18 protein-coding genes are annotated in these 20,378 nt (G+C 55.5%); 5 read left to right on the forward strand and 13 right to left on the reverse strand.

The genetic code is table 11. From position 1 onward, the window contains the following. Positions 1-72: 72 nt before the first annotated feature. The 5 genes from SIB88_RS01295 (at position 73) to eutC (ending at position 5,414) form a co-directional block, all read left to right on the forward strand. Positions 73-1,203 carry an ABC transporter substrate-binding protein gene (locus tag SIB88_RS01295; RefSeq protein ID WP_412559134.1) on the forward strand — a complete coding sequence of 377 codons (1,131 nt, stop codon included), beginning with the start codon at positions 73-75 and terminating at the stop codon, positions 1,201-1,203. Then, positions 1,203-2,264 carry a FecCD family ABC transporter permease gene (locus SIB88_RS01300; RefSeq protein ID WP_101246779.1) on the forward strand — a complete coding sequence of 354 codons (1,062 nt, stop codon included), beginning with the start codon at positions 1,203-1,205 and terminating at the stop codon, positions 2,262-2,264. Before SIB88_RS01295 ends, SIB88_RS01300 begins: the two co-directional genes overlap by 1 nt. Next, entirely contained in the window at positions 2,258-3,082 is an 825-nt protein-coding gene (locus SIB88_RS01305; RefSeq protein WP_206926417.1) for an ABC transporter ATP-binding protein, read from the forward strand. The genes SIB88_RS01300 and SIB88_RS01305 overlap by 7 nt, the downstream gene beginning before the upstream one ends. 167 nt (positions 3,083-3,249) lie before the next feature. Beyond that, positions 3,250-4,641 carry an ethanolamine ammonia-lyase subunit EutB gene (locus SIB88_RS01310; RefSeq protein WP_412559135.1) on the forward strand — a complete coding sequence of 464 codons (1,392 nt, stop codon included), beginning with the start codon at positions 3,250-3,252 and terminating at the stop codon, positions 4,639-4,641. After that, a complete protein-coding gene (gene eutC, locus SIB88_RS01315; RefSeq protein ID WP_288350281.1) occupies positions 4,641-5,414 on the forward strand; it encodes an ethanolamine ammonia-lyase subunit EutC in 774 nt (257 codons plus the stop codon). The genes SIB88_RS01310 and eutC overlap by 1 nt, the downstream gene beginning before the upstream one ends. A gap of 27 nt (positions 5,415-5,441) precedes the next feature. Here the strand turns inward: eutC and SIB88_RS01320 are convergent, their stop codons facing one another. From SIB88_RS01320 to SIB88_RS01380, 13 genes are all read right to left on the reverse strand, one after another. Then, entirely contained in the window at positions 5,442-5,870 is a 429-nt protein-coding gene (locus SIB88_RS01320; protein WP_206926420.1) for a rubrerythrin family protein, read from the reverse strand. A gap of 226 nt (positions 5,871-6,096) precedes the next feature. After that, positions 6,097-6,537 (reverse strand): iron response transcriptional regulator IrrA, encoded by a 441-nt coding sequence (gene irrA / locus SIB88_RS01325; protein ID WP_101246775.1) that lies wholly within the window; start codon positions 6,535-6,537, stop codon positions 6,097-6,099. A gap of 182 nt (positions 6,538-6,719) precedes the next feature. After that, entirely contained in the window at positions 6,720-8,507 is a 1,788-nt protein-coding gene (locus SIB88_RS01330; protein WP_101246774.1) for an SPFH domain-containing protein, read from the reverse strand. A 159-nt stretch (positions 8,508-8,666) separates the two neighbouring features. Next, entirely contained in the window at positions 8,667-10,061 is a 1,395-nt protein-coding gene (locus SIB88_RS01335; RefSeq protein WP_101246773.1) for an NAD(P)H-dependent flavin oxidoreductase, read from the reverse strand. 99 nt (positions 10,062-10,160) lie between these two features. Continuing rightward, complete coding sequence (pnp, locus tag SIB88_RS01340; protein ID WP_101246772.1) at positions 10,161-12,284, reverse strand: polyribonucleotide nucleotidyltransferase; 2,124 nt, start codon at positions 12,282-12,284, stop codon at positions 10,161-10,163. 208 nt (positions 12,285-12,492) lie between these two features. Continuing rightward, a complete protein-coding gene (rpsO, locus tag SIB88_RS01345) occupies positions 12,493-12,762 on the reverse strand; it encodes a 30S ribosomal protein S15 (RefSeq protein ID WP_101246771.1) in 270 nt (89 codons plus the stop codon). A 17-nt stretch (positions 12,763-12,779) separates the two neighbouring features. Beyond that, a complete protein-coding gene (truB, locus tag SIB88_RS01350; protein WP_101246770.1) occupies positions 12,780-13,706 on the reverse strand; it encodes a tRNA pseudouridine(55) synthase TruB in 927 nt (308 codons plus the stop codon). Next, complete coding sequence (rbfA, locus tag SIB88_RS01355; RefSeq protein WP_101246769.1) at positions 13,706-14,125, reverse strand: 30S ribosome-binding factor RbfA; 420 nt, start codon at positions 14,123-14,125, stop codon at positions 13,706-13,708. The genes truB and rbfA overlap by 1 nt, the downstream gene beginning before the upstream one ends. Positions 14,126-14,142: 17 nt before the next feature. Next, positions 14,143-16,812, reverse strand: a complete 2,670-nt coding sequence (infB, locus tag SIB88_RS01360) for a translation initiation factor IF-2 (protein ID WP_101246768.1) — start codon at positions 16,810-16,812, stop codon at positions 14,143-14,145. 80 nt (positions 16,813-16,892) lie between these two features. Then, positions 16,893-17,483 (reverse strand): RNA-binding protein, encoded by a 591-nt coding sequence (locus SIB88_RS01365; RefSeq protein WP_101246767.1) that lies wholly within the window; start codon positions 17,481-17,483, stop codon positions 16,893-16,895. A gap of 18 nt (positions 17,484-17,501) precedes the next feature. Continuing rightward, positions 17,502-19,058, reverse strand: a complete 1,557-nt coding sequence (gene nusA, locus SIB88_RS01370; protein WP_101246766.1) for a transcription termination factor NusA — start codon at positions 19,056-19,058, stop codon at positions 17,502-17,504. Between the two features lie 9 nt (positions 19,059-19,067). Next, entirely contained in the window at positions 19,068-19,607 is a 540-nt protein-coding gene (gene rimP / locus SIB88_RS01375) for a ribosome maturation factor RimP (protein ID WP_228194935.1), read from the reverse strand. Between the two features lie 161 nt (positions 19,608-19,768). After that, entirely contained in the window at positions 19,769-20,365 is a 597-nt protein-coding gene (locus SIB88_RS01380; protein WP_412559136.1) for a biliverdin-producing heme oxygenase, read from the reverse strand. Positions 20,366-20,378 lie beyond the last annotated feature (13 nt).

Below are 20,378 nucleotides of genomic sequence, written 5' to 3' on the forward strand. Positions count from 1 at the left end.
GAAAAATATTGATTTGCATTCTCAATAACTGATAATCCGTGCCTCGGGCAATCCTAATTTGAGGGAACGGGAATGAAATTTTATGGTGCTATTGCTGCCTTGGCCATGATGGTCGCGGGAACCGCACAGGCAGCAGACTCGGTCAAGGTAACGGATGTTGCCGGCCGTGAAGTGACCGTCGAACTGCCGGTCGAACGCGTCATTCTGGGGGAAGGTCGCCTGATTTATGGTCTGGCAACGCTTGATAGCGAAGATCCCTTTGCACGTGTTGTCGGCTGGAAAGACGATCTGAAAAAAGCCGACCCGCAAACCTATGACATCTATGCTGCGAAATACCCGCGCATTGATGACATCCCGACCTTTGGCGGCATGAAAGACGGCACGTTTGATGTCGAACAGGCCATCGCGCTCAAACCCGATGTCGTCATCATGAACCTTGAAGCCAAGGGCGCGACCGAAGATGGCGGCTATGATGACAAACTGGCTGCTGTCGGTATTCCGCTGGTCTATATCGACTTCCGCGAAGCCCCGATGAAAAACACCGAAACCAGCATGAAGATCCTTGGCCAGCTGACCGGCAAGGAAGACCGTGCTGCGGAATTCATCAAGTTCCGTGCCGATCACATCCAGAATGTGCTTGATCGCATCGCCAAGGCAAACCCGGAAAAGCCGCAGGTCTTTATCGAACGCGCGGCTGGCTATTCCGAAGAATGCTGCATGTCCTTTGGCAACGAGAATTTCGGCACCATGGTTGAAATGGCCGGTGGCGTGAATATCGCGGCCGCGATCATTCCGGGCACCTTTGGCACCATCAACCCAGAACAGGTTGTGGCATCCAATCCCGATCAGTTCGTTGGCACCGGTGCCAGCTGGGAAGCCTATTCCCCGGGCGGCGCATGGGTCGGTCTTGGCCCGGATGCCGATATGGTCGAAGCACGCCGCAAACTGGTTGGCCTGATGGAACGTCCGGCATTCACCGGCATCAAGGCTGTTGAAAACGGTCAGATTCACGCTGTTTGGCACCAGTTCTACAACAGCCCGTATCAGTTCGTTGTCATCGAAAAGATGGCCAAATGGTTCCACCCGGACCTGTTTGTCGATCTTGACGCCGAAGCGACCTTCAAGGAATTGCATGACCGCTTCCTGCCGCTTGATTACCAGCCGGGCTATTTCATCTCGGTTACGGATTCCGCGACAAACTGATGACCACCAAACAAATTTCTATTGAAGCCGGGAGCGCGCATTACAAAGCGCGCTCCTTGCGTCGTTTTTTGATCCTGGTTGCCATGGGCTGCGCACTGTTTCTGTCCTTTGCGATTGATCTGGCAACCGGACCTGCGAATTATCCGTTATCGGACGTGATTGCCACCCTGATTGATCCATGGTCGGCCAGTGATCAGCTGCGTGTTGTGATCTGGGATATCCGCATGCCGATCGCACTGATGGCCTTGACCGTGGGGGCGGCTCTTTCCACTGCCGGTGCCCAGATGCAGACCATTCTTGCCAACCCGCTGGCCAGCCCGTTTACGCTGGGCATTTCGGCTGCTGCCGGATTTGGTGCGGCCCTGGCGCTGGTGCTTGGCGTGGCTTTGCTGCCGGCATTTGTTGATTTAATTATTCCGATCAATGCCTTTGTCATGGCCATGGCAACCGCACTGATCATTCATTTCTTCAGCCGCCTGCGCGGGGTTACGGTTGAAACCATCGTGCTTTTGGGTATTGCGCTGGTCTTTACCTTCAACGCGCTTCTAGCATTGCTGCAATATCTTGCCAGTGAACAGGCACTGGCCGCTGTGGTGTTCTGGACCATGGGCAGTCTGGTCAAGGCAACCTGGACCAAGGTTGCGGTCACCGCGATTGCAGTTGCGATTGCACTACCGCTATTCGTGCGCCAGGCATGGGCCCTGACTGCCCTTCGACTTGGTGATGCCAAGGCAGAAAGCTTTGGCGTGAATGTGCAGGGGCTTCGTCTGCGCACCATGCTGATTGTCAGCATGCTGGCCGCAATTCCGGTTTCCTTTGTCGGCACCATCGGCTTTATCGGCCTTGTCGGTCCGCATATTGCCCGCATGCTGGTGGGCGAAGATCAACGCTTCTTCCTGCCGGCATCGGTTCTGTGCGGGGCCCTGATCCTGTCGGCGACGTCGGTTTTGTCAAAACTTCTGATCCCGGGTGCGATCCTGCCGATCGGGGTGATTACCGCCCTTGTTGGTGTGCCCTTCTTCTTCTCGCTGATTTTCGCAAGTCGGAGGAAATCATGGTAACGCTTCGCCTTAATGACATCGGCACCCGATATGGCAAGGTGCAGGTGGTATCAGGGATCACCACACCGGTCATTCAGCCAGGAACCGTTACCGCCGTGATCGGCCCGAATGCGGCAGGCAAATCAAGCCTGTTCAAACGCATTGCCGGTCTGGCAAAGGGGACGGGATCGGTTGATCTTGGCGCGATTGCCAAAGAACGCAACACGATCTGCTATATGCCGCAAGACACCGGATCAACAGCTGTGCTGTCGGTTTACGAGTCAATCATTCTGGCCGCCAAGCAGGGTTCCAGCCTGCGGGTAAAGGCCGATGAACTGGCACGAATTGATGAAATTCTGGCGGCCTTGCGCATTTCCAATCTGGCGGGTCGCAACCTTGGGGAACTCAGCGGCGGGCAGCGTCAGCTGGTCGCGATTGCCCAGACACTGGTGCGTGATCCCAAGATACTGTTGATGGATGAACCGACATCCGCCCTTGATCTTCATCGCCAGATGGAAGTCCTGTCTTTCATGCGCGACGTTGCCAAGGGGCAGAACATTATTGTTCTGATTGCCATTCACGATCTGAACCACGCATTGCAATATTGCGATCAGGCCATGGCCATCTGTGATGGCAGGATGGTTGCCTATGGCCCCTGTGCCGATGTGATCGACAGTGATCTTCTGCGTGATGTCTATCAGGTTGACGGCCATGTCGAGCTTAATTCGCTTGGTCATCGCCATATCGTTTTGCGTGGCCCCAGTGACCAAGCCCAAAGCCGCCACAGCACGGCAATCCTTCACGGTCCGGGAAATGAAACACCGCTTGCTGCCCAATAGGCAGGCGCTGTTTCTTTGTGATTAAAAACTTTGCATTTGGGGAATTTTCTGTTTCCATAGAAGCATCATGATCACCCGTTGCGGCATCCATTGGGATGATGCCGTAACCGCATGATAACAAGCATAAAAATATCATGTGATGCGATCGATGCTTCAGGAGACAGAACTTGCAGACCGGCGCGCCATTCAGTTTCGAACGCTTTACATTTCCCGATCTCAAGACCCTGTTGGCAAAGGCAAGCCCGCTTAGATCCGGCGATGTGCTTGCCGGGCTTGCGGCCGGGTCGGATGAAGAACGGGTTGCTGCGCGCTTTGCACTGGCGGATGTACCATTAAAACGCTTCCTGTCAGAAGCACTGGTTCCCTACGAGGATGATGATGTCACGCGCATGATCATCGATGATCATGATGCCGATGCCTTTGCACCGGTCGCATCCCTGACAGTCGGGGAATTTCGCGACTGGCTTCTGGGCGATGACGCAACCCCCGAAGTTCTCAAAAACCTTGCGCCCGGTCTGACGCCCGAAATGGTGGCGGCTGTTTCCAAACTGATGCGTAATCAGGACCTGATTGCCGTTGCCCGGAAATGCCATGTCGTGACGGCCTTTCGCAATACAATCGGGCTTCCCGGCCATCTGGCCGTCCGTTTGCAGCCCAACCATCCGACCGATGATCCGGCCGGTGTGGCGGCATCGATCCTTGATGGTCTGATGCATGGCAGTGGCGATGCGGTGATCGGTATCAATCCGGCAACGGACAGCCCCGAAGCCATGATCGATCTTTTGAAACTGATCGATGAAGTCCGCGAACGCATCGATATTCCCACCCAATCCTGCGTTCTGGCCCATGTCACGACGGCCATTGACGTGATGGCCCGCAATGCCCCGGTCGATCTGGTGTTTCAATCGATTGCCGGAACCCAGAAAGCCAATGAAAGTTTTGGCATTACCCAAGCCATGCTGGCCGAGGCCGAAGATGCCGCCAAGGGACTGAAACGCGGCACGGTGGGCAATAATGTGATGTATTTCGAAACCGGGCAGGGTGCAGCTTTGTCCGCCGATGCCCACGAAGGGGTTGATCAGCAAACCGTGGAAACCCGCGCTTATGCGGTTGCCCGCAAATATTCCCCCCTTCTGGTCAATACCGTCGTCGGTTTCATCGGGCCGGAATATCTGTTTGATGGCAAACAGATCACGCGCGCCGGTCTTGAGGACCATTTTTGTGGCAAATTGCTTGGCGTGCCGATGGGCTGCGATGTTTGCTATACCAATCATGCCGAAGCCGATCAGGATGATATGGATAACCTTCTGACCCTGCTTGGCGTTGCCGGGTGCAATTTTGTCATCGGGGTTCCCGGGGCCGATGACATCATGCTGAATTATCAAAGCACCAGTTTCCATGACGCGATGTATCTGCGTTCGGTTCTTGGACTCGAACCGGCACCGGAATTTGCCGCATGGCTGCACAAGATGGAAATTCTTGATCAGAATGGCCGTACGCGCCCGCAGCTTGACGGGCAGGCTGCCCAGAATCTTCTGGCATGGTCGGGGGCCGCGTGATGAGCAAGCTTGCCAACAAAAAAATTCCAAGCGGCCTCGACCCCTGGAACGCCTTGCGGGTTCATACCGATGCACGGATCGGTCTTGGCCGGGTCGGTGACGGGTTGCCAACAGCCCGGTTGCTTGAATTCCAGATGGCCCATGCGCGGGCCCGGGATTCCGTCCACATGGCGTTTGAGCCAGACCGCGTACGCAGTAAGCTCGGATCGCTTGACCTTCCCGTTCTTGATGTCCATTCCGCAGCCCCGGATCGGGCGACCTATTTGCAGCGCCCCGACCTTGGCCGGTTGCTTGATGATGCGTCGCACGACACCCTGTCAGGCCACAAGGGTACGTATGATGTTGCCTTCATTCTGGCAGACGGTCTTTCGGCGCGCGCCACCCATGATCATGGTGCCGGCACCCTGTCGCTGATCCTTGATCGATTGGGGGACAGCTGGTCGATTGCCCCGATAACCCTGGCAACCCAGTCCCGGGTCGGGCTGGGCGATGAAATCGGCGCGGCATTGGGCGCCAGACTGACCGTTATGCTGATCGGGGAACGGCCGGGATTATCAAGTGCAGATTCGCTTGGCGCCTATCTGACCTGGGGGCCAAAGCGTGGTAAATCCAACGCGGATCGCAATTGTGTGTCCAATATTCGCCCGGCCGGGCTGGTCCCGAAAAAGGCCGCTGAAAAGATCGCCTATCTGATGCTTGAGGCCCGCAAACTCGGCCTTTCCGGTGTGGCGCTCAAGGATAATTCATCCAATCCGGCGTTGATCGACGGATAAGCTGACCGGCACGGCAACCCTACGCGATCAGGTCCCCGAACCCGACATCCGTTCGAGCAACCGTTCAATGCGTTCGGCATGGGCGGCTTCGCCACGTGCCACACTTTCAAACCAGGCTGCAATGTCTTCAAGCCCTTCCTCGCGGGCAATCCGGGCCATTTCGGGATAGTGTTTTTCGGCTTCGTCCTTTTCCTGCATCAGGGCGGCCTCAAGATTGAGTTTGGTCGTCCCGAGCTCCTTGCCTGTCAGCGGGTCCCCACAGGTTTCAAGAAATTCCAGATGGCCGAAAGCATGGCCTGTTTCGGCCTCGGCCGCAGTTCTGAAAAGTTCTGCCGCGTCGCTCTGGCCTTCGATATCGGCCTGCTGGGCGAAATACAGATAACGACGGTTTGTCTGGGCTTCTGCGGCAAAGGCCGCACGCAGATTTTTCTCGGTCCGTGTACCCTTGAGCGCCATGTGCGCTGTCCTTTTTTATTGTTGGCGATCGGTTGTGAACTAACCACGCGAAAGGCGTAAAAATAAGGCGGCGGGACATGGCATCCCGCCGCCTTCTTATGTGTCTTGAAATTCGACATCGTCAACCGCTACAGGGGCAATTTGCACCGGTCAGAATGCGGATTTCATCTGCCTGTTACGCACCGGATTGCGCCGCCAACAGATCAAAATTCCGGTATCAGCCGGCCTATGCCGCATCCTGTGCAGAACAATTGCGCCGCAACCGGAAAACCAGATCAACCGATGCCAGCTCGGTGCCGTTTGGCATGTTCGGAATGCCTTCGATCTGTACCGTTTCCGCCGGAATATCGGACAAAAGCCCGTCTTCCTCGCAATAGAAATGGTAATGCGGCGCGGTATTGGTATCGAAATAGGACCGGCCCGGATCAATCACGATTTCGGTCAGCAATCCGGCATCGGTAAATTGATGCAATGTATTGTAAACGGTTGCCAGCGACACCTTGATGCTGTTGCTCATGGCTTCGGAATGCAGCTGTTCGGCCGTGACATGGCGATGCCCGTTTTCAAACAAAAGCCGCGCAAGTGCCAGACGCTGACGCGTCGGACGCAAATTGGCATCTTTAAGCCGGTTCAGGGCGTCGGTGAATGGACGCGATGTGGTTCTCATAGTCTGCCCCTATAGTTTCCCGGGAACAGGTCCACACCTGTTCCGTTAATTCCCACGATCAGACTAGAGAACCCGGGCGCACGATTCCTTGATTTTGATCAACTCCAATAAGATGGAGAAATCAGCCCTTCCCAAACAAAAAAGGGCCGGAAAACCGGCCCTTTTCAGATGTTATCGCGAAATCAATTCGGAGATTTTTCAGAACCGCTGAACATACCTGTCCCCCGCAAAATCGCGGCTGCACCACCCAAACCGTCAGCGCCATCACCCGAAACGTACACTTCGGGGACAAGCTTTGATACCAGCTCAACTAGCTGAGGTTTTCGTTCCAGTGTCGCCAGGAACTTCTCGAGAGCCTGCAACATAACCACGCGATCCTCGCCCAAAACCTGTGCTTGGGCCATCTGCCCATCAGCCAAAGCCGTCAGATAGCTTTTTTCTGCTTCGCCAAGGTTTTTGCGCTCAAGCTTTCGCTTTTCTGAAATCTCAACATCAATCTCTGCTTTGACCAGCTCTGACTGCTGATTGGCTGTAGCACGGGATTTTTCTGTCTTGATCCGTTCATCCTGCGACAGTTTTTCCTGCTGGTAGGCCGCGGCAAGCTGGCTTGCCAGCTGCTCTCGCTGACGTGCGACCAGAAGCTCGGGCGGGATAACCGGTTCGCCAAGCCTTACTTCCTTGATGTTGATGCCTGCCTTGTCGCCTTCGACACGGACCTTCCGCTCAATGGTATTTTGCAAAGCCTCTCGATTTTCAATCAGATCAAGAACTCGTGTTTTTCGAACGGCATATCCGCTGCCGCCATCGACCCTTGGCAACTGGATCGAGCCACCAGCAACATCGCGTACAATCGAACGAATTGTTGGGGTAAGGACCCGATCTTCTATTTCGCGCAAGCTGCCAACAGACGCGACAACATAAGGCGCGTTTTCACGTGTTACCTGAACAAGCACGCGAACTTCCTGCGGTATTTCCCAACCTTCGACCTTGACCACAATTGCACGGTCAGCGTCATCGTTTGGGTTAAATACAACCTTGTCTGTAGTTTCAGTCTGACCGATCTTGCCTTGTTGATCGACATTCAGCTTGATGGAACGCTTGACGTAACCGCCACGATATTTCCATGTCTGAACCCTCGTATCAACGAGGGTCACATCATAGGCCTCGCGGTTGATGTAATAAGCATCAGGGTTGAGAACGGACTCCCAGATTCCCTTGCATCCGCGAGGTACCAACGCGACGCTCAAAGCACTTACATCGCTATTTGTGATCTCCTTGCATTCAGATCCGGGACGTTCCTGAACGTTTGATTTGACCACACCAACAAACCCGGCAGGGATTTCAGTAATCAGGGTGTCGGTTGACCCGTCTGCATCGGTACGACCTTCAAGGTCATAAGTAACCTCGACATTTCCTTCACCTATTTTCACCCTGAAAAGATAAAGATTAAGCGGATAAACACCCGGTTTCAGGACAGTCGTCTGAAGACCTTTCTGCCCGCCATTTTGCAGAAAGTATGACGCATCAAGCATGTCCTTGACTTCATCTTCAGGCCAAGGGGCAGCAAAGGCCGCACCGGACGGCAACGGGTTCCCGTCGCGCGCTTCTATCAACCCGTAAAATCCCGGTGGAACCTCAACCATCGGAAGAACACTGACATCGTTGATAACAGTCAGGAGCGGCTCAAAATGGAAGCCCGGAGACAGAATTCTGGACTGAAAACCGTTTTCTCCCGAAAGTGCAATCAAACGGCCTGCTGGAAGCGAACTGCCACCATAAATGCGTTTTAAATGGGCAACCTGATTACCCCCGACATACACATAAGACGTCGAAGCAAAACAAATAAGAGCAACAAAAAGCAATGTCACTGATGCCACTTTACCGATCACCGGACGGCTTGGCGGAAGCCCTTTAACAAATATAACGACTGCAACAAGCAGAAAAATCAGACCAAGAACGAGCCAAATCATACATATCTCCCAAACAGAACGCTGCAATATCCCCGGTTAATGCAGCTTCGGTTTGCCATGTTACCCAAGATTGCAAGGCAGGCATGTGATTTTTCGCACAAATAGCAAAAAGGGGCCGGAAATCCGGCCCCTTTTTGGTTTGTTTTGCAGTCAGGCAAATCAGTCGCCAGTCATGATCCGATCGACCAGTTCCTTGACGGTCGGGATGTGACCATTGGCATAGAACGGGTCTTCGCCGAACTTGTAGGCATTGTGACCTGCAAACATCAGTTCGTTTTCAACCGCTGCGCCATGGGCGATGTTCTGAAGCGTCTTCTGAATACAGAAGGACCGCGGATCAGCACGCTTGCCGGTCGTGCCTTCATGCTGTTCCCAGTTGGAGAACTGGCACTGTGACAGGCACCCCATGCAATCGATCTGGTCTTTTTTGATCGTCAATGCGCTTTCGGGCGTGACAAAGACCATGGTGTCATCCGGGGTCGGCATGCCTTCGGTGTACCCGGCGTCAAGCCATGCCCGGACCTTATCCGCATCGTCTTCGCGCACATAAATCGGACGGCCACGACGACCCAGCGGAATACCGACATGCAGGTCGGCCTCAGCCGTACGGGAATAGCGGACCTGACGATCGGAACGCTGATGCAGATCTTCAAGGAAGTCGTTGCGCACAGCTGAGCTGTAGAAGCCCGTCGGACTGAATTTATGCAGCGACACATCACCGTTCTGAAGACGGGTCAGACGCTGTTTCCATTCGTCGGAAATCTCGCTTTCCTGGGTCAGAAGCGGACGGGTCCCGAACTGGAAGGCCACCGGGGCAACTTCCGGATTGTCGATCCAGTCTTCGAAATCACGCAGGAACCAGACCCCGCCGGCCATGATGATCGGAACATCATTCAGACCAACCGAATTCATGAATTCACGCAGTGCCGCGACACGCGGGAACGGATCTTCGGGCACCAGCGGGTCTTCGGAATTCGACAGGCCGTTATGGCCACCGGCACGCCACGGATCTTCATAGACCACGCCGCCCAGCCATTCCGGGGTCTTCTTGTATGACCGCAGCCACAATGCACGGAAGGCACGGGCCGATGACACGATCGGATAGTAATGGACACCATACTGGGCCGAAATCTGGGCAATCTTGTATGGCATGCCCGCCCCACAGGTTACCCCGTGAATCAGGCCTTTTGCACCTTCAAGCACACCATGAAGGATCGGTTCGGCACCACCCATTTCCCACAGCACGTTCATATGCAAACGGCCTTCGCCATTGCGCATTTCATGTGCGATCTGGGCCTGGGCAATACCGCCGCGGATACCATAGGCAATCAGTTCCTGATGGCGGTCACCGCGGGTTTTTCCTGCATATTCGATCGGAACCAGATTGCCGTTCTCGTCATACGAGTCGGCATTCACAGCGGAAAAAGTCCCGATACCGCCGGCAGCAGCCCATGCGCCGGAACTTTTACCCGTCGATACAGCAACGCCTTTGCCACCTTCGATAACCGGCAAGACTTCTTTACCCGACATGACGAGCGGATTAAGGGCTTTCAACTTCGTCTCTCCCATTCGGCATTTGCCAGCGACACCACGGTATCGCTCAGAGTGCCGGGCGACGTCTTGTTTTTATCGTCGCCCGGCATACCGTTCAGCTTATTCGGCGTCGCCTGCTTCGAGGTCGGCACCGGTTTCCTGATCGACACGTTTCATCGACAGCTTGATTTTGCCGCGATCATCGAAACCGATGACCTTGACTTTAACCTGGTCGCCTTCTTTCACGATATCCGAAACCTGTTTGACACGCTCAGGTGCCAGTTCGGAGATGTGAACAAGACCGTCGCGGGCGCCGAAGAAGTTAACGAACGCACCGAAATCAACAGCCTTAACGACCTTACCGTCATAGATATGGTTCAGTTCAGGTTCTGCAACGATGGATTTGATCCAATCCACAGCCTGCTTGCCTTTTGCACCGTCGGTATGTGCGACAGTGATCGAACCATCGTCTTCGATGTCGACTTTTGCACCGGTTTCTTCGCAGATTTCACGAATGACCTTGCCGCCCGAACCGATGACGTCACGAATTTTGTCTTTCGGGATCGAGAACTGGGTGATGGTCGGCGCATTGCCCGAAACTTCACCGCGTGCTTCCGGAAGGGCCTTGGCCATTTCGCCAAGAATATGCAGACGACCGTCACGGGCCTGTTTCAGCGCGATCTGCATGATGTCTGCGGTCACCGAGGTGATCTTGATGTCCATCTGAAGCGAGGTGATGCCGTTTTCGGTACCTGCAACCTTGAAGTCCATGTCGCCAAGGTGATCTTCGTCACCCATGATGTCGGACAGAACGGCAAAGTCGTCAGCTTCCTTGATCAGGCCCATGGCGATACCGGCAACCGGACGTGCCAGCGGAACACCGGCATCCATCATGGCAAGCGAGCTTGCGCAAACGGTTGCCATCGACGAAGAACCGTTCGATTCGGTGACTTCGGAAACGATACGGGTGGTGTAGGGGAAGACATCCTTGCTCGGCATCAACGGATGCAGGGCACGCCATGCAAGTTTACCGTGACCGATTTCACGACGGCCAGGCGAACCCATACGACCAGCTTCACCGACCGAGTAGGGCGGGAAGTTGTAATGCAGCATGAAGCTTTCACGGTATTCACCGTCAAGCGCATCAACGATCTGCTCGTCCTGACCGGTACCAAGGGTAACAACAGCCAGTGCCTGGGTTTCACCACGGGTGAAGATCGACGAACCGTGCGAGCGCGGCAGAACCGAAACTTCGCCCATGATCGGACGAACGTCAGCACCGGTACGGCCATCAATACGTTTGCCGGTTTTCAGGATCGCACCGCGAACGATGTCTTTTTCCAGATCCTTGATGATCGAGGAAACCTTGCCTTTGAGTTCGTCAGGAACTTCATCGCCAAGTTTCTCGACGATTTCTGCCTTGGCAGCGGCAACAGCGGCCGAACGTTCCTGTTTGACGACATTGGCATAGGCAGCGGTCAGGCTATCAGTGCCAAGGGCTGCGATTTTTTCGACCAGCGCATCGTATCCGTCCGGAAGTTCTGCAACTTCGCGCGGTTCCTTGGCAGCTTCCTCTGCCAGTTCGATGATCAGGTCAAGAACGCCCTGGAACTGGTCATGACCAAACTTGACAGCGCCAAGCATGATTTCTTCGGACAGTTCGGATGCTTCGGACTCAACCATCATCACGCCGTCGCGGGTACCGGCAACAACAAGATCAAGGTCGCTTTCCTTGATGGCTTCGGTCGACGGGTTCAGAAGGTATTCACCATCCTTGTAACCAACGCGCGCAGCACCGATCGGGCCGAGGAACGGCAGACCGGAAATGGTCAGTGCTGCCGAGGTACCGATCATGGCAACCACGTCCGGATCGTTTTCCATGTCGTGCGACAGAACGGTACAAACGATCTGGGTGTCGTTGCGGTATTGCGGGTGGAACAGCGGACGGATCGGACGGTCGATCAGACGCGAAACCAGGGTTTCCTTTTCCGACGGACGGCCTTCACGCTTGAAGAAACCACCCGGGATTTTGCCAGCGGCAAATGCTTTTTCCTGATAGTTGACGGTCAGCGGGAAAAAGTCGACATCCGGGCGCGGCTGCTTGGCGCCAACAGCAGTACAAAGAACGACGGTTTCACCATAGGTTACCTTGACGGCACCATCGGCCTGACGGGCAATCTTACCGGTTTCGAGAACCAGTTTGGCATTGCCCCACTGCATTTCCTTACGGACGACATTAAACATTATTTTCTCTTCCTCTTACAAACCTCTGGCGGACCCGGAATACTACACGAGTTCCGAACACATTAATTATGAGGCTTTGATAACAGCGTCATAATTAATGGGTCCGGCGCAAGCATCGGGTCGGCCCATCCGACCCTGCTTCTCGTGTCCCGATCCACCGGAACAATAAAAAACGACGGCGGAGGTCACCCTCCGCCGCAGTTTGAAATCAGCGGCGAATACCGAGGCGTTCGATAACGCTCTCGTAACGCGACTGGTCTTTGCGCTGCAGATACTTCAGCAGGCGGCGACGCTGACCAACCATCATGAGAAGACCACGACGGCTATGGAAGTCGTGGTTATGTTCTTTCATGTGCTCGGTGAGGTTCTTGATCCGCTCGCTCAGGATTGCAACCTGGACTTCGGGGGAACCGGTGTCACCGTCTTTCTGAGCGTATTCTTTGATCAGCTCAGCTTTGCGTTCAGCAGTAATCGACATCAGGCATCCTTTCGCCTTTAGAGATTAAAAACACGCACAGGCCGTATTTCGCCACCATTGATCTCCGCCAACGCAACCGCGCGGTCATGGAGCATGGCACAGACGATTTCGTCCTGCACGACGGGGTTTTCGAGAGCATTGCGCTTTGCGACCGGCAACAGCCCGACAGGCTGGCCAGACGAAAGGCGTTGCGCCTCGACTTCGGTCAAGGCCAGCGCCGGGATGTCGTCCAGCGCGGTCTCAACCGGAAGCATTTTCTTCATCACCTCTTCGGGGTCCATCTCCAGCAATTCCTGCAGGGGGATGGCGTTTTCCTCCGAAAACGGCCCCGCCGATGTCCGGCGAAGCGCGGCGATATAGCCGACAGTGCCAAGGCGCAGCGCAATATCGCGCGCCAGTGATCGCATATATGCGCCTTTGCCCGATACAACATCGAACACGGCGTGATCGCGATCCGGCATTTCGACCAGTCGAAGATCCTTGATCAGAATCGGACGCGGCTTCAACACCACGTCTTCATCGCGACGCGCAAGATCATAGGCACGCTTGCCATTGACCTTGATCGCCGAAAACTTTGGCGGCACCTGCTGGATTTCACCGATAAATTCACCCAGCACAGCCTTGATTTCGTCTTCAGTCGGACGGTGGTCGGAGGTTTCGATAACCTCGCCCTCGGCATCGTCCGTGCTGCGTGCCTCGCCGAATTTCAGCGTTACACGATAACTTTTGCTGCCATCCATGACATATGCAACCGTTTTGGTTGCTTCGCCAAAGGCAATTGGCAGAACGCCCGATGCCAGCGGATCAAGCGTTCCGCCATGTCCGGCCTTGTTGGCATCCAGCAGGCGACGCACCTGATTGACCACCGTTGACGAGGTGATCTCCAGGGGCTTGTCGACCGCCAGCCAGCCATTAATGCTTTTACCGCGACGGCGACGCGCCATCAGTCGTCCTCATCTTCCTGGTCACCAGACCGGCCATCCACCAGATCCTGCGCGACATGCGGATCACGCAGCAGGGCGCCAATATGGTCGGCGACATCAAAACTTTTGTCTTCGACAAAACGCAATGCCGGCACGTATTTCATGTGCACCGTATGGGCCACATGGTTGCGCAGGTGTCCTTTCTGACGCGTCAACGCCTTAAGCGACGTTTCGGCCTCACCGCCGCCAAGCGGGGTAAAGGATACCATAGCATTGCGCATATCCGGTGAAAGATTGACGCCGGTAATGGTTACCGGGCGACGGGTCAGGTCCGGATCGTAAATATCTCCACGCTCCAGCGCCTGCGACAGCGCCTGACGGATTTCTTCCGCCACTCGGAGCTGTCGCTGACTTGGTGCTTTGGCTGGTTGCTTCGCCATTTCAGTTCCTCACCGTCTTACAGTTCGACGGCAATTTCCTCGTTCTCGAAGCACTCGATCATATCGCCAACCTGGAGATCGTTATATTTGGCGAACGACATGCCACATTCATAGCCTTCGCGGACTTCTTTGACTTCGTCCTTGAAGCGACGGAGCGTGGACAGCTCGCCAGAGTGAATAACGACATCGTCGCGCAGCAGGCGGACACCCGCGCCGCGTTTGACAATACCCTCGGTGACCATACAACCGGCGATCTTGTTGCCAGAGATGGTGAAGATGTCGCGGATTTCTGCATAGCCCAGGAACTTCTCGCGAACTTCCGGAGACAGCATGCCCGACAGCATCTTTTTGATGTCATCAGCAACATCATAGATGATCGAATAGTAACGAATATCAACGTTGTCGCGGCGGGCCTGTTCACGGGCCTGCTGGTTTGCACGAACGTTAAAGCCGATGATCAGTGCATTGGATGCACGGGCCAGCGTCACGTCGGATTCGTTGATACCGCCAACACCGCTATGCAGAACGCGAACCGAAACTTCCTCGTTACCGAGTTTCTGAAGCGTCCCGATAAGGGCTTCGACAGAACCCTGCACGTCACCCTTGATGACGATCGGCAGCTCTTTGACGTCACCGCTCTGCGAGAACATGTTCTCAAGCGCGGATTTCTTCATCGCGGCAGCCTGGGTTTCACGAATACGGCGCTGACGGAAGTCGGAAACTTCGCGGGCCTTGGCTTCGTTTTCAACGACCACAAAGTCATCACCGGCAGACGGAACACCGTTCAGACCGGTTACCTCGACCGGCATGCCCGGAATTGCTTCCTGGACACGGGTACCGTGATCGTCAACCAGCGCACGGACACGACCCCATTCCGGACCGGTGACAAAGATGTCACCCGTACGCAGGGTACCGCGCTGAACCAGAACGGTTGCGACCGAACCACGGCCTTTTTCCATGCGGGCTTCAACAACAACACCGTCGGCAACACGCTGCGGGTTGGCCTTAAGGTCAAGAACCTCTGCCTGAAGAAGGATTGCTTCTTCAAGTTCGGTCAGACCGGTGCGCTGTTTGGCCGAAACTTCGACCGCCTGAACGTCACCACCCATTTCCTCGACCACGACTTCGTGCTGAAGCAGTTCGGTCTTGACCTTGGACGGGTTGGCACCCGGCTTGTCGATTTTGTTGATCGCGACAATCATCGGAACACCAGCGGCCTTGGCATGGCTGATGGCCTCAATCGTCTGCGGCATGACCGAGTCATCGGCAGCAACAACCAGAACCACGATATCGGTGACCTTCGCACCGCGCGAACGCATTTCGGTAAATGCGGCGTGGCCCGGGGTATCGATGAAGGTGATCTTCGAACCGGTTGCCATGGTGACCTGATAGGCACCGATATGCTGGGTAATGCCACCGGCTTCGCCGCCGGCAACGTCAGTTGAACGCAGCGCATCAAGCAACGAGGTTTTACCATGGTCAACGTGGCCCATGACGGTCACGACCGGCGGGCGACCGACCAGCTGCTCTTCGCTGTCATCTGCAACAACCAGTGCTTCTTCGACGTCTGCATCGGAAACACGTTTTACATTGTGACCGAATTCTTCGACCACGAGCTGTGCCGTATCGGGATCCAGGCTCTGGTTGATGGTCGCCATGACGCCCATGCTCATCAGAGTCTTGATCACGTCGGCTGCACGTTCAGCCATACGGTTGGCCAGTTCCTGAACGGTGATAACGTCCGGGATGGTCACGTCACGCACGATTTTCTCTTTCGGTTTCTGCGGGCCCATGGCACGGGCTTTGGCTTTGGCCTGCTGGCGCTTGATCGATGCCATGGAACGACGACGGCCACCTTCGTCACCGGTCATTGCATTGGCGATCGACAGCTTGCCACGACGGCGACCATCATCAGCCTTGCCACGGTTTGCACGGCCCTGGGCTTCTTCTTCGGCGCGCTTGCGCGCGGCCTTGCGTGCATCTTCCTCGTCCTGCTCCTTGCGGCTTTTCGGCTTGGCAGTCGCAGGGGCAGCGCGACGACGTTCTTCGGGAACCAGCGGTTCTGCCGGTTCGCCCATGATCACATCGTCTTCCTTGGCTTTCGGCGTAGCAGCCGGTTTCGGCTTCGAGGTCTTGCCTTTGGCTGTCGAGGCAGCAAGCTGCTTTTCAACATCTTCAACAGAAACTTCGTCCTTGTCCTTGGCTTCTGCTTCTGCGGCTTTGGCTGCTTCGGCAGCCTTGGCTTCCTCGGCCTTGCGGGCTTCTTCCTCTGCGGCCTTGCGGGCAGCTTCTTCACGCGCACGGATTTCGGCGTCGGCCTCTTCCTGCTTGCGGCGCTCTTCAGCAGCCTTCAAAGCAGCCATACGGGCAGCACGCTCGCTATCGGTCAGGTTGCCGTGATCTTCGGCAGCCGGGCGCGATTTCGGCTCTTCGACCGGTTCCTTCTTGGCTTCCGGTGCCGGCGTTTCAGCCGGTGCCTGTTCAGCAACGATATCCTTCTTCACTTCACGGAAGCGACCGGATTCGTTCTTTTCGAATGTACGCTTCTTACGCACTTCGACGGTCACAGATTTGGACCGTCCATGCGAGAAGTTTTGGCGAACCTGCCCTGCCTCGACCGTCTTGCTCAATTCAAGCTTCGATCTGTTGAGGCTCAGCGGTTTCTTCTCCTGATCGCGATCACTCATAATCCGTCCAACTTCCTCATTTCCTGCGGGATCGACTTCCAATGCCGACCCTGTCCTGTCCGTCCGGCGCCTGTCTGATGTCAGACTGCGCGAAATCCTTGCAGCCGTTTCAGGGAACGGCCCAGCCGTTTGGCCAGACCACCTGGCGCAACAGCCACATGTACTGCTTTTTCACGGCCAAAGGCCGCGCCGATTTCAGCAGCATCCAGAACGGAATAAATCGGCAGATCCCGGGCCTTGGCCTCGATCTTGGATTTTCCGTCCGCAGCACCATCGCGTGCTGCCAATATCAGAGCCGCACCCTCGGCAATCTGGGCGCGGGCCTTTTCAAATCCGGCAACCGCCTGACCGGCGCGGCGCGCAAGCGACAACAGATCAAGACATTTCTGCGTCAGCAGCTGTTCGATCCGGTCTGCAAGCGCGGCGTCGACCACGACTTTTTGCCGCGCCGCCTTGGCAAAAGCGTTTTTTGCACAGGCGGTATTTATCACATCCCGCGACGGGCACAACCATAATCCCCGTCCCGGTAGCCGTTCCTCAAGATCGGGTACAACCGAACCATCCGGCCCGATCACAACCCTGAGAAGATCTTCCTTGTTCCGGGTCTCGCCGGTGACAATGCACCGGCGTTCCGGAACCTCGGCTACCTTGCCGCCTTTGCGATGCGACATGGTGTCCTCCGATCGGCCTTAAGCCTCTTCGCCTTCGGCTGCTTCTTCGGTCTCTTCTTCAAGACCATCGAACCAGCCCAGCTTGCGACGCGCTTCCATGATCAGATCATTGGCCTGATCCATGGTCATGTTGTCGGCATCACCGATATATTCGATCAGCTCGTCACTTGCCAGATCGGCGAAATCTTCAAGGTTTTTGACGTCGTTTTCACCAAGGCGAACAACAACTGCCAGCGACAGGCCATTGAATTCGACCAGATCATCGGCAACCTTGAGCTCTTCACGACGCTTCTGAAGACGTTCGGCTTCTTCGGAAAGGAAGGTACGTGCACGGTTGCGCAGTTCTTCGGCGATTTCTTCCTCGAAACCTTCGATCTCGGCCAGTTCTGCCAGCGGCACGTAACCGACTTCCTCGATCGAGGTAAAGCCTTCGGCGACCAGGAGATGGGCGATAACTTCGTCAACATCAAGGGCCTTGATGAACATTTCCGCACGCTTGCGTGCTTCTTCCTGACGACGTTCGCTTTCGTCTTCCTCGGTCAGAATGTCGATATCCCAGCCGGTCAGCTGCGATGCCAGACGCACATTCTGACCACGACGGCCGATGGCGAGGCTAAGCTGATCGTCCGGAACGACGACTTCGATACGGTTGGTTTCTTCGTCCAGAACAACCTTGGTGACTTCGGCCGGGGCCAGTGCGTTCACAACAAAGGTTGCCGGGTCTTCCGACCACTGGATGATGTCGATTTTTTCGCCCTGCAGTTCGGCAACAACGGCCTGAACACGCGAACCGCGCATACCGACACAGGCACCGACCGGATCGATGGAGCTGTCTGACGACAGAACCGAAATCTTGGCGCGCGAACCCGGATCACGGGCAACCGATTTGATTTCGATGATGCCGTCATAGATTTCCGGAACTTCCTGGGCAAACAGTTTTGCCATGAAGGTCGGATGGGTACGCGACAGGAAGATCTGCGGACCACGCTGTTCGCGACGTACATCAAGGATCAGCGCACGAACGCGATCGCCCTGGCGGACGGTTTCACGCGGGATCAGTTCTTCGCGGCGCAGGATTGCTTCGGCACGGCCGATATCAACAAGAACGTTGCCAAACTCGACACGCTTGACGACGCCGTTGATGACTTCGTCGGTGCGGTCTTTGTATTCTTCGAACTGACGTTCGCGCTCGGCGTCGCGGACCTTCTGCACGATAACCTGTTTTGCGGTCTGTGCAGCAATACGGCCAAAGTCGATCGGCGGCAGCGGATCAATCAGGAATTCACCCAGATTGATGTTTTCATCACGAATACGCGCCTGTTCGAGCGACATCTGGGTGAAATCGTTCTCGATCTCATCGGTTACTTCGATGAAACGTGCAAGTTTGATTTCGCCGGTTTTGCGGTCGATATGGGCACGAATGTCGTGCTCATGGCCATATCTGGAACGACCAGCCTTCTGGATGGCCTGTTCCATTGCGCCGAGAACCTCGTCACGATCAATGCCCTTTTCACGGGCAACGGCATCAGCGACCTGCAAGAGTTCCGGCCGCGGCATTCCCGAAGTTGCTTCCATATCCAACCTCTATTCTGCGTTATCGTCAGAGCGGCGATTGCCGGTGACATGCGCGATCAATTCATCCGTCAGAACCAATTTCGACTTTGCGATATCGGCCAACGGCAACAAGACACGTTCGCCATCGACAATCAGGGCGACCGCATTATCTTCAATCCCATCCAGCAAACCGCTGAAACGGCGACGACCATTGATGGCCATCACCAGTTCGACCTTTGCCTCGAAACCTTTCCACACTTCAAAATGCGTGGCACGGGTCAGCGGGCGGTCGATCCCCGGAGAACTGACTTCAAGGTGATAGGCACCCGAAATCGGATCTTCGACATCCAGAAGGGCAGAAACCGTACGGCTGATTTCGGCGCAATCTTCAACATTGATGCTGCCTTTCGCGTCCGGGCGATCTGCCATGATCTGCAGGATATTGTGGTCCTGTCCCGTCATGGAAACACGGACCAGCTCGAACCCCAGCGCATTGATCGACGGCTCGATAATTGCCGTGATTTTCGCCATCAACGGGTCTTTCAACTGTTGTCCAATCAGCTCAGCCATAAAGCGATGCCATACCCCAAAAAGCACAAAAGAGCGGGCGCGAGGCCCACTCTTTGTCAGAATTTACAAAAAGCTTGGCGGCTTTATACAGCCGGTTTGCGCAGAAATCAAGTGAGGATACAGGGCTCCCGCGCCATTCAACCCAAGGATTCACAAAGACCTTACTGCAATGGCAGATTGCCCATCAGATTCCGGAAATAGGCAAAGGCCGCCACCGCACCATTGCGCACAGCGATCTCTTTGTCGTCGCTCAGCTCCAAGTCATTGACCTGTTCGACAAATTCGCGCCAATGCTTGCCCCGGCCATCCGGATGACCGGCCAGATGACGGGCCCCGAATGCATCCCCAAGTCCGATATTGGCAGCAGCCTTCAACAGGAATGCCGCGCCAAGCGACGACCCCTCGCAGACATAAAGCCAGCCGATCCGTTCGGCATCCTGTGCGGAAATCTCGAAGCGACTCCCGATTTCGGGGCGTGCGCATTCCAGATCTGCAAGATCGTCACAAACGGCCTTGTACCGGCTGCGCGCGGCCAGACCCGGAATGACACGGTTAAGGTCCTCGGCGTCATATAGCGGTTTCATCCGGGCGTGAAAGACATATTGCAGGGTCAAAAAGCGCATATAGTTGTCGCGGTTATCGAACGGCGCCATTTCCATGACCATATCATCAACCGACTGATGCGCACTGCGTGTAGATTGCCGGAGGTCTTCCATCCGGGTCACAGTGGCGGTGTCTGCCCCGTAAATTGCGTTCATTGCTACCTCGTTC

The sequence above is a fragment of the Thalassospira sp. MIT121401 genome, from assembly GCF_047125595.1.
GTDB lineage: Bacteria > Pseudomonadota > Alphaproteobacteria > Rhodospirillales > Thalassospiraceae > Thalassospira > Thalassospira povalilytica.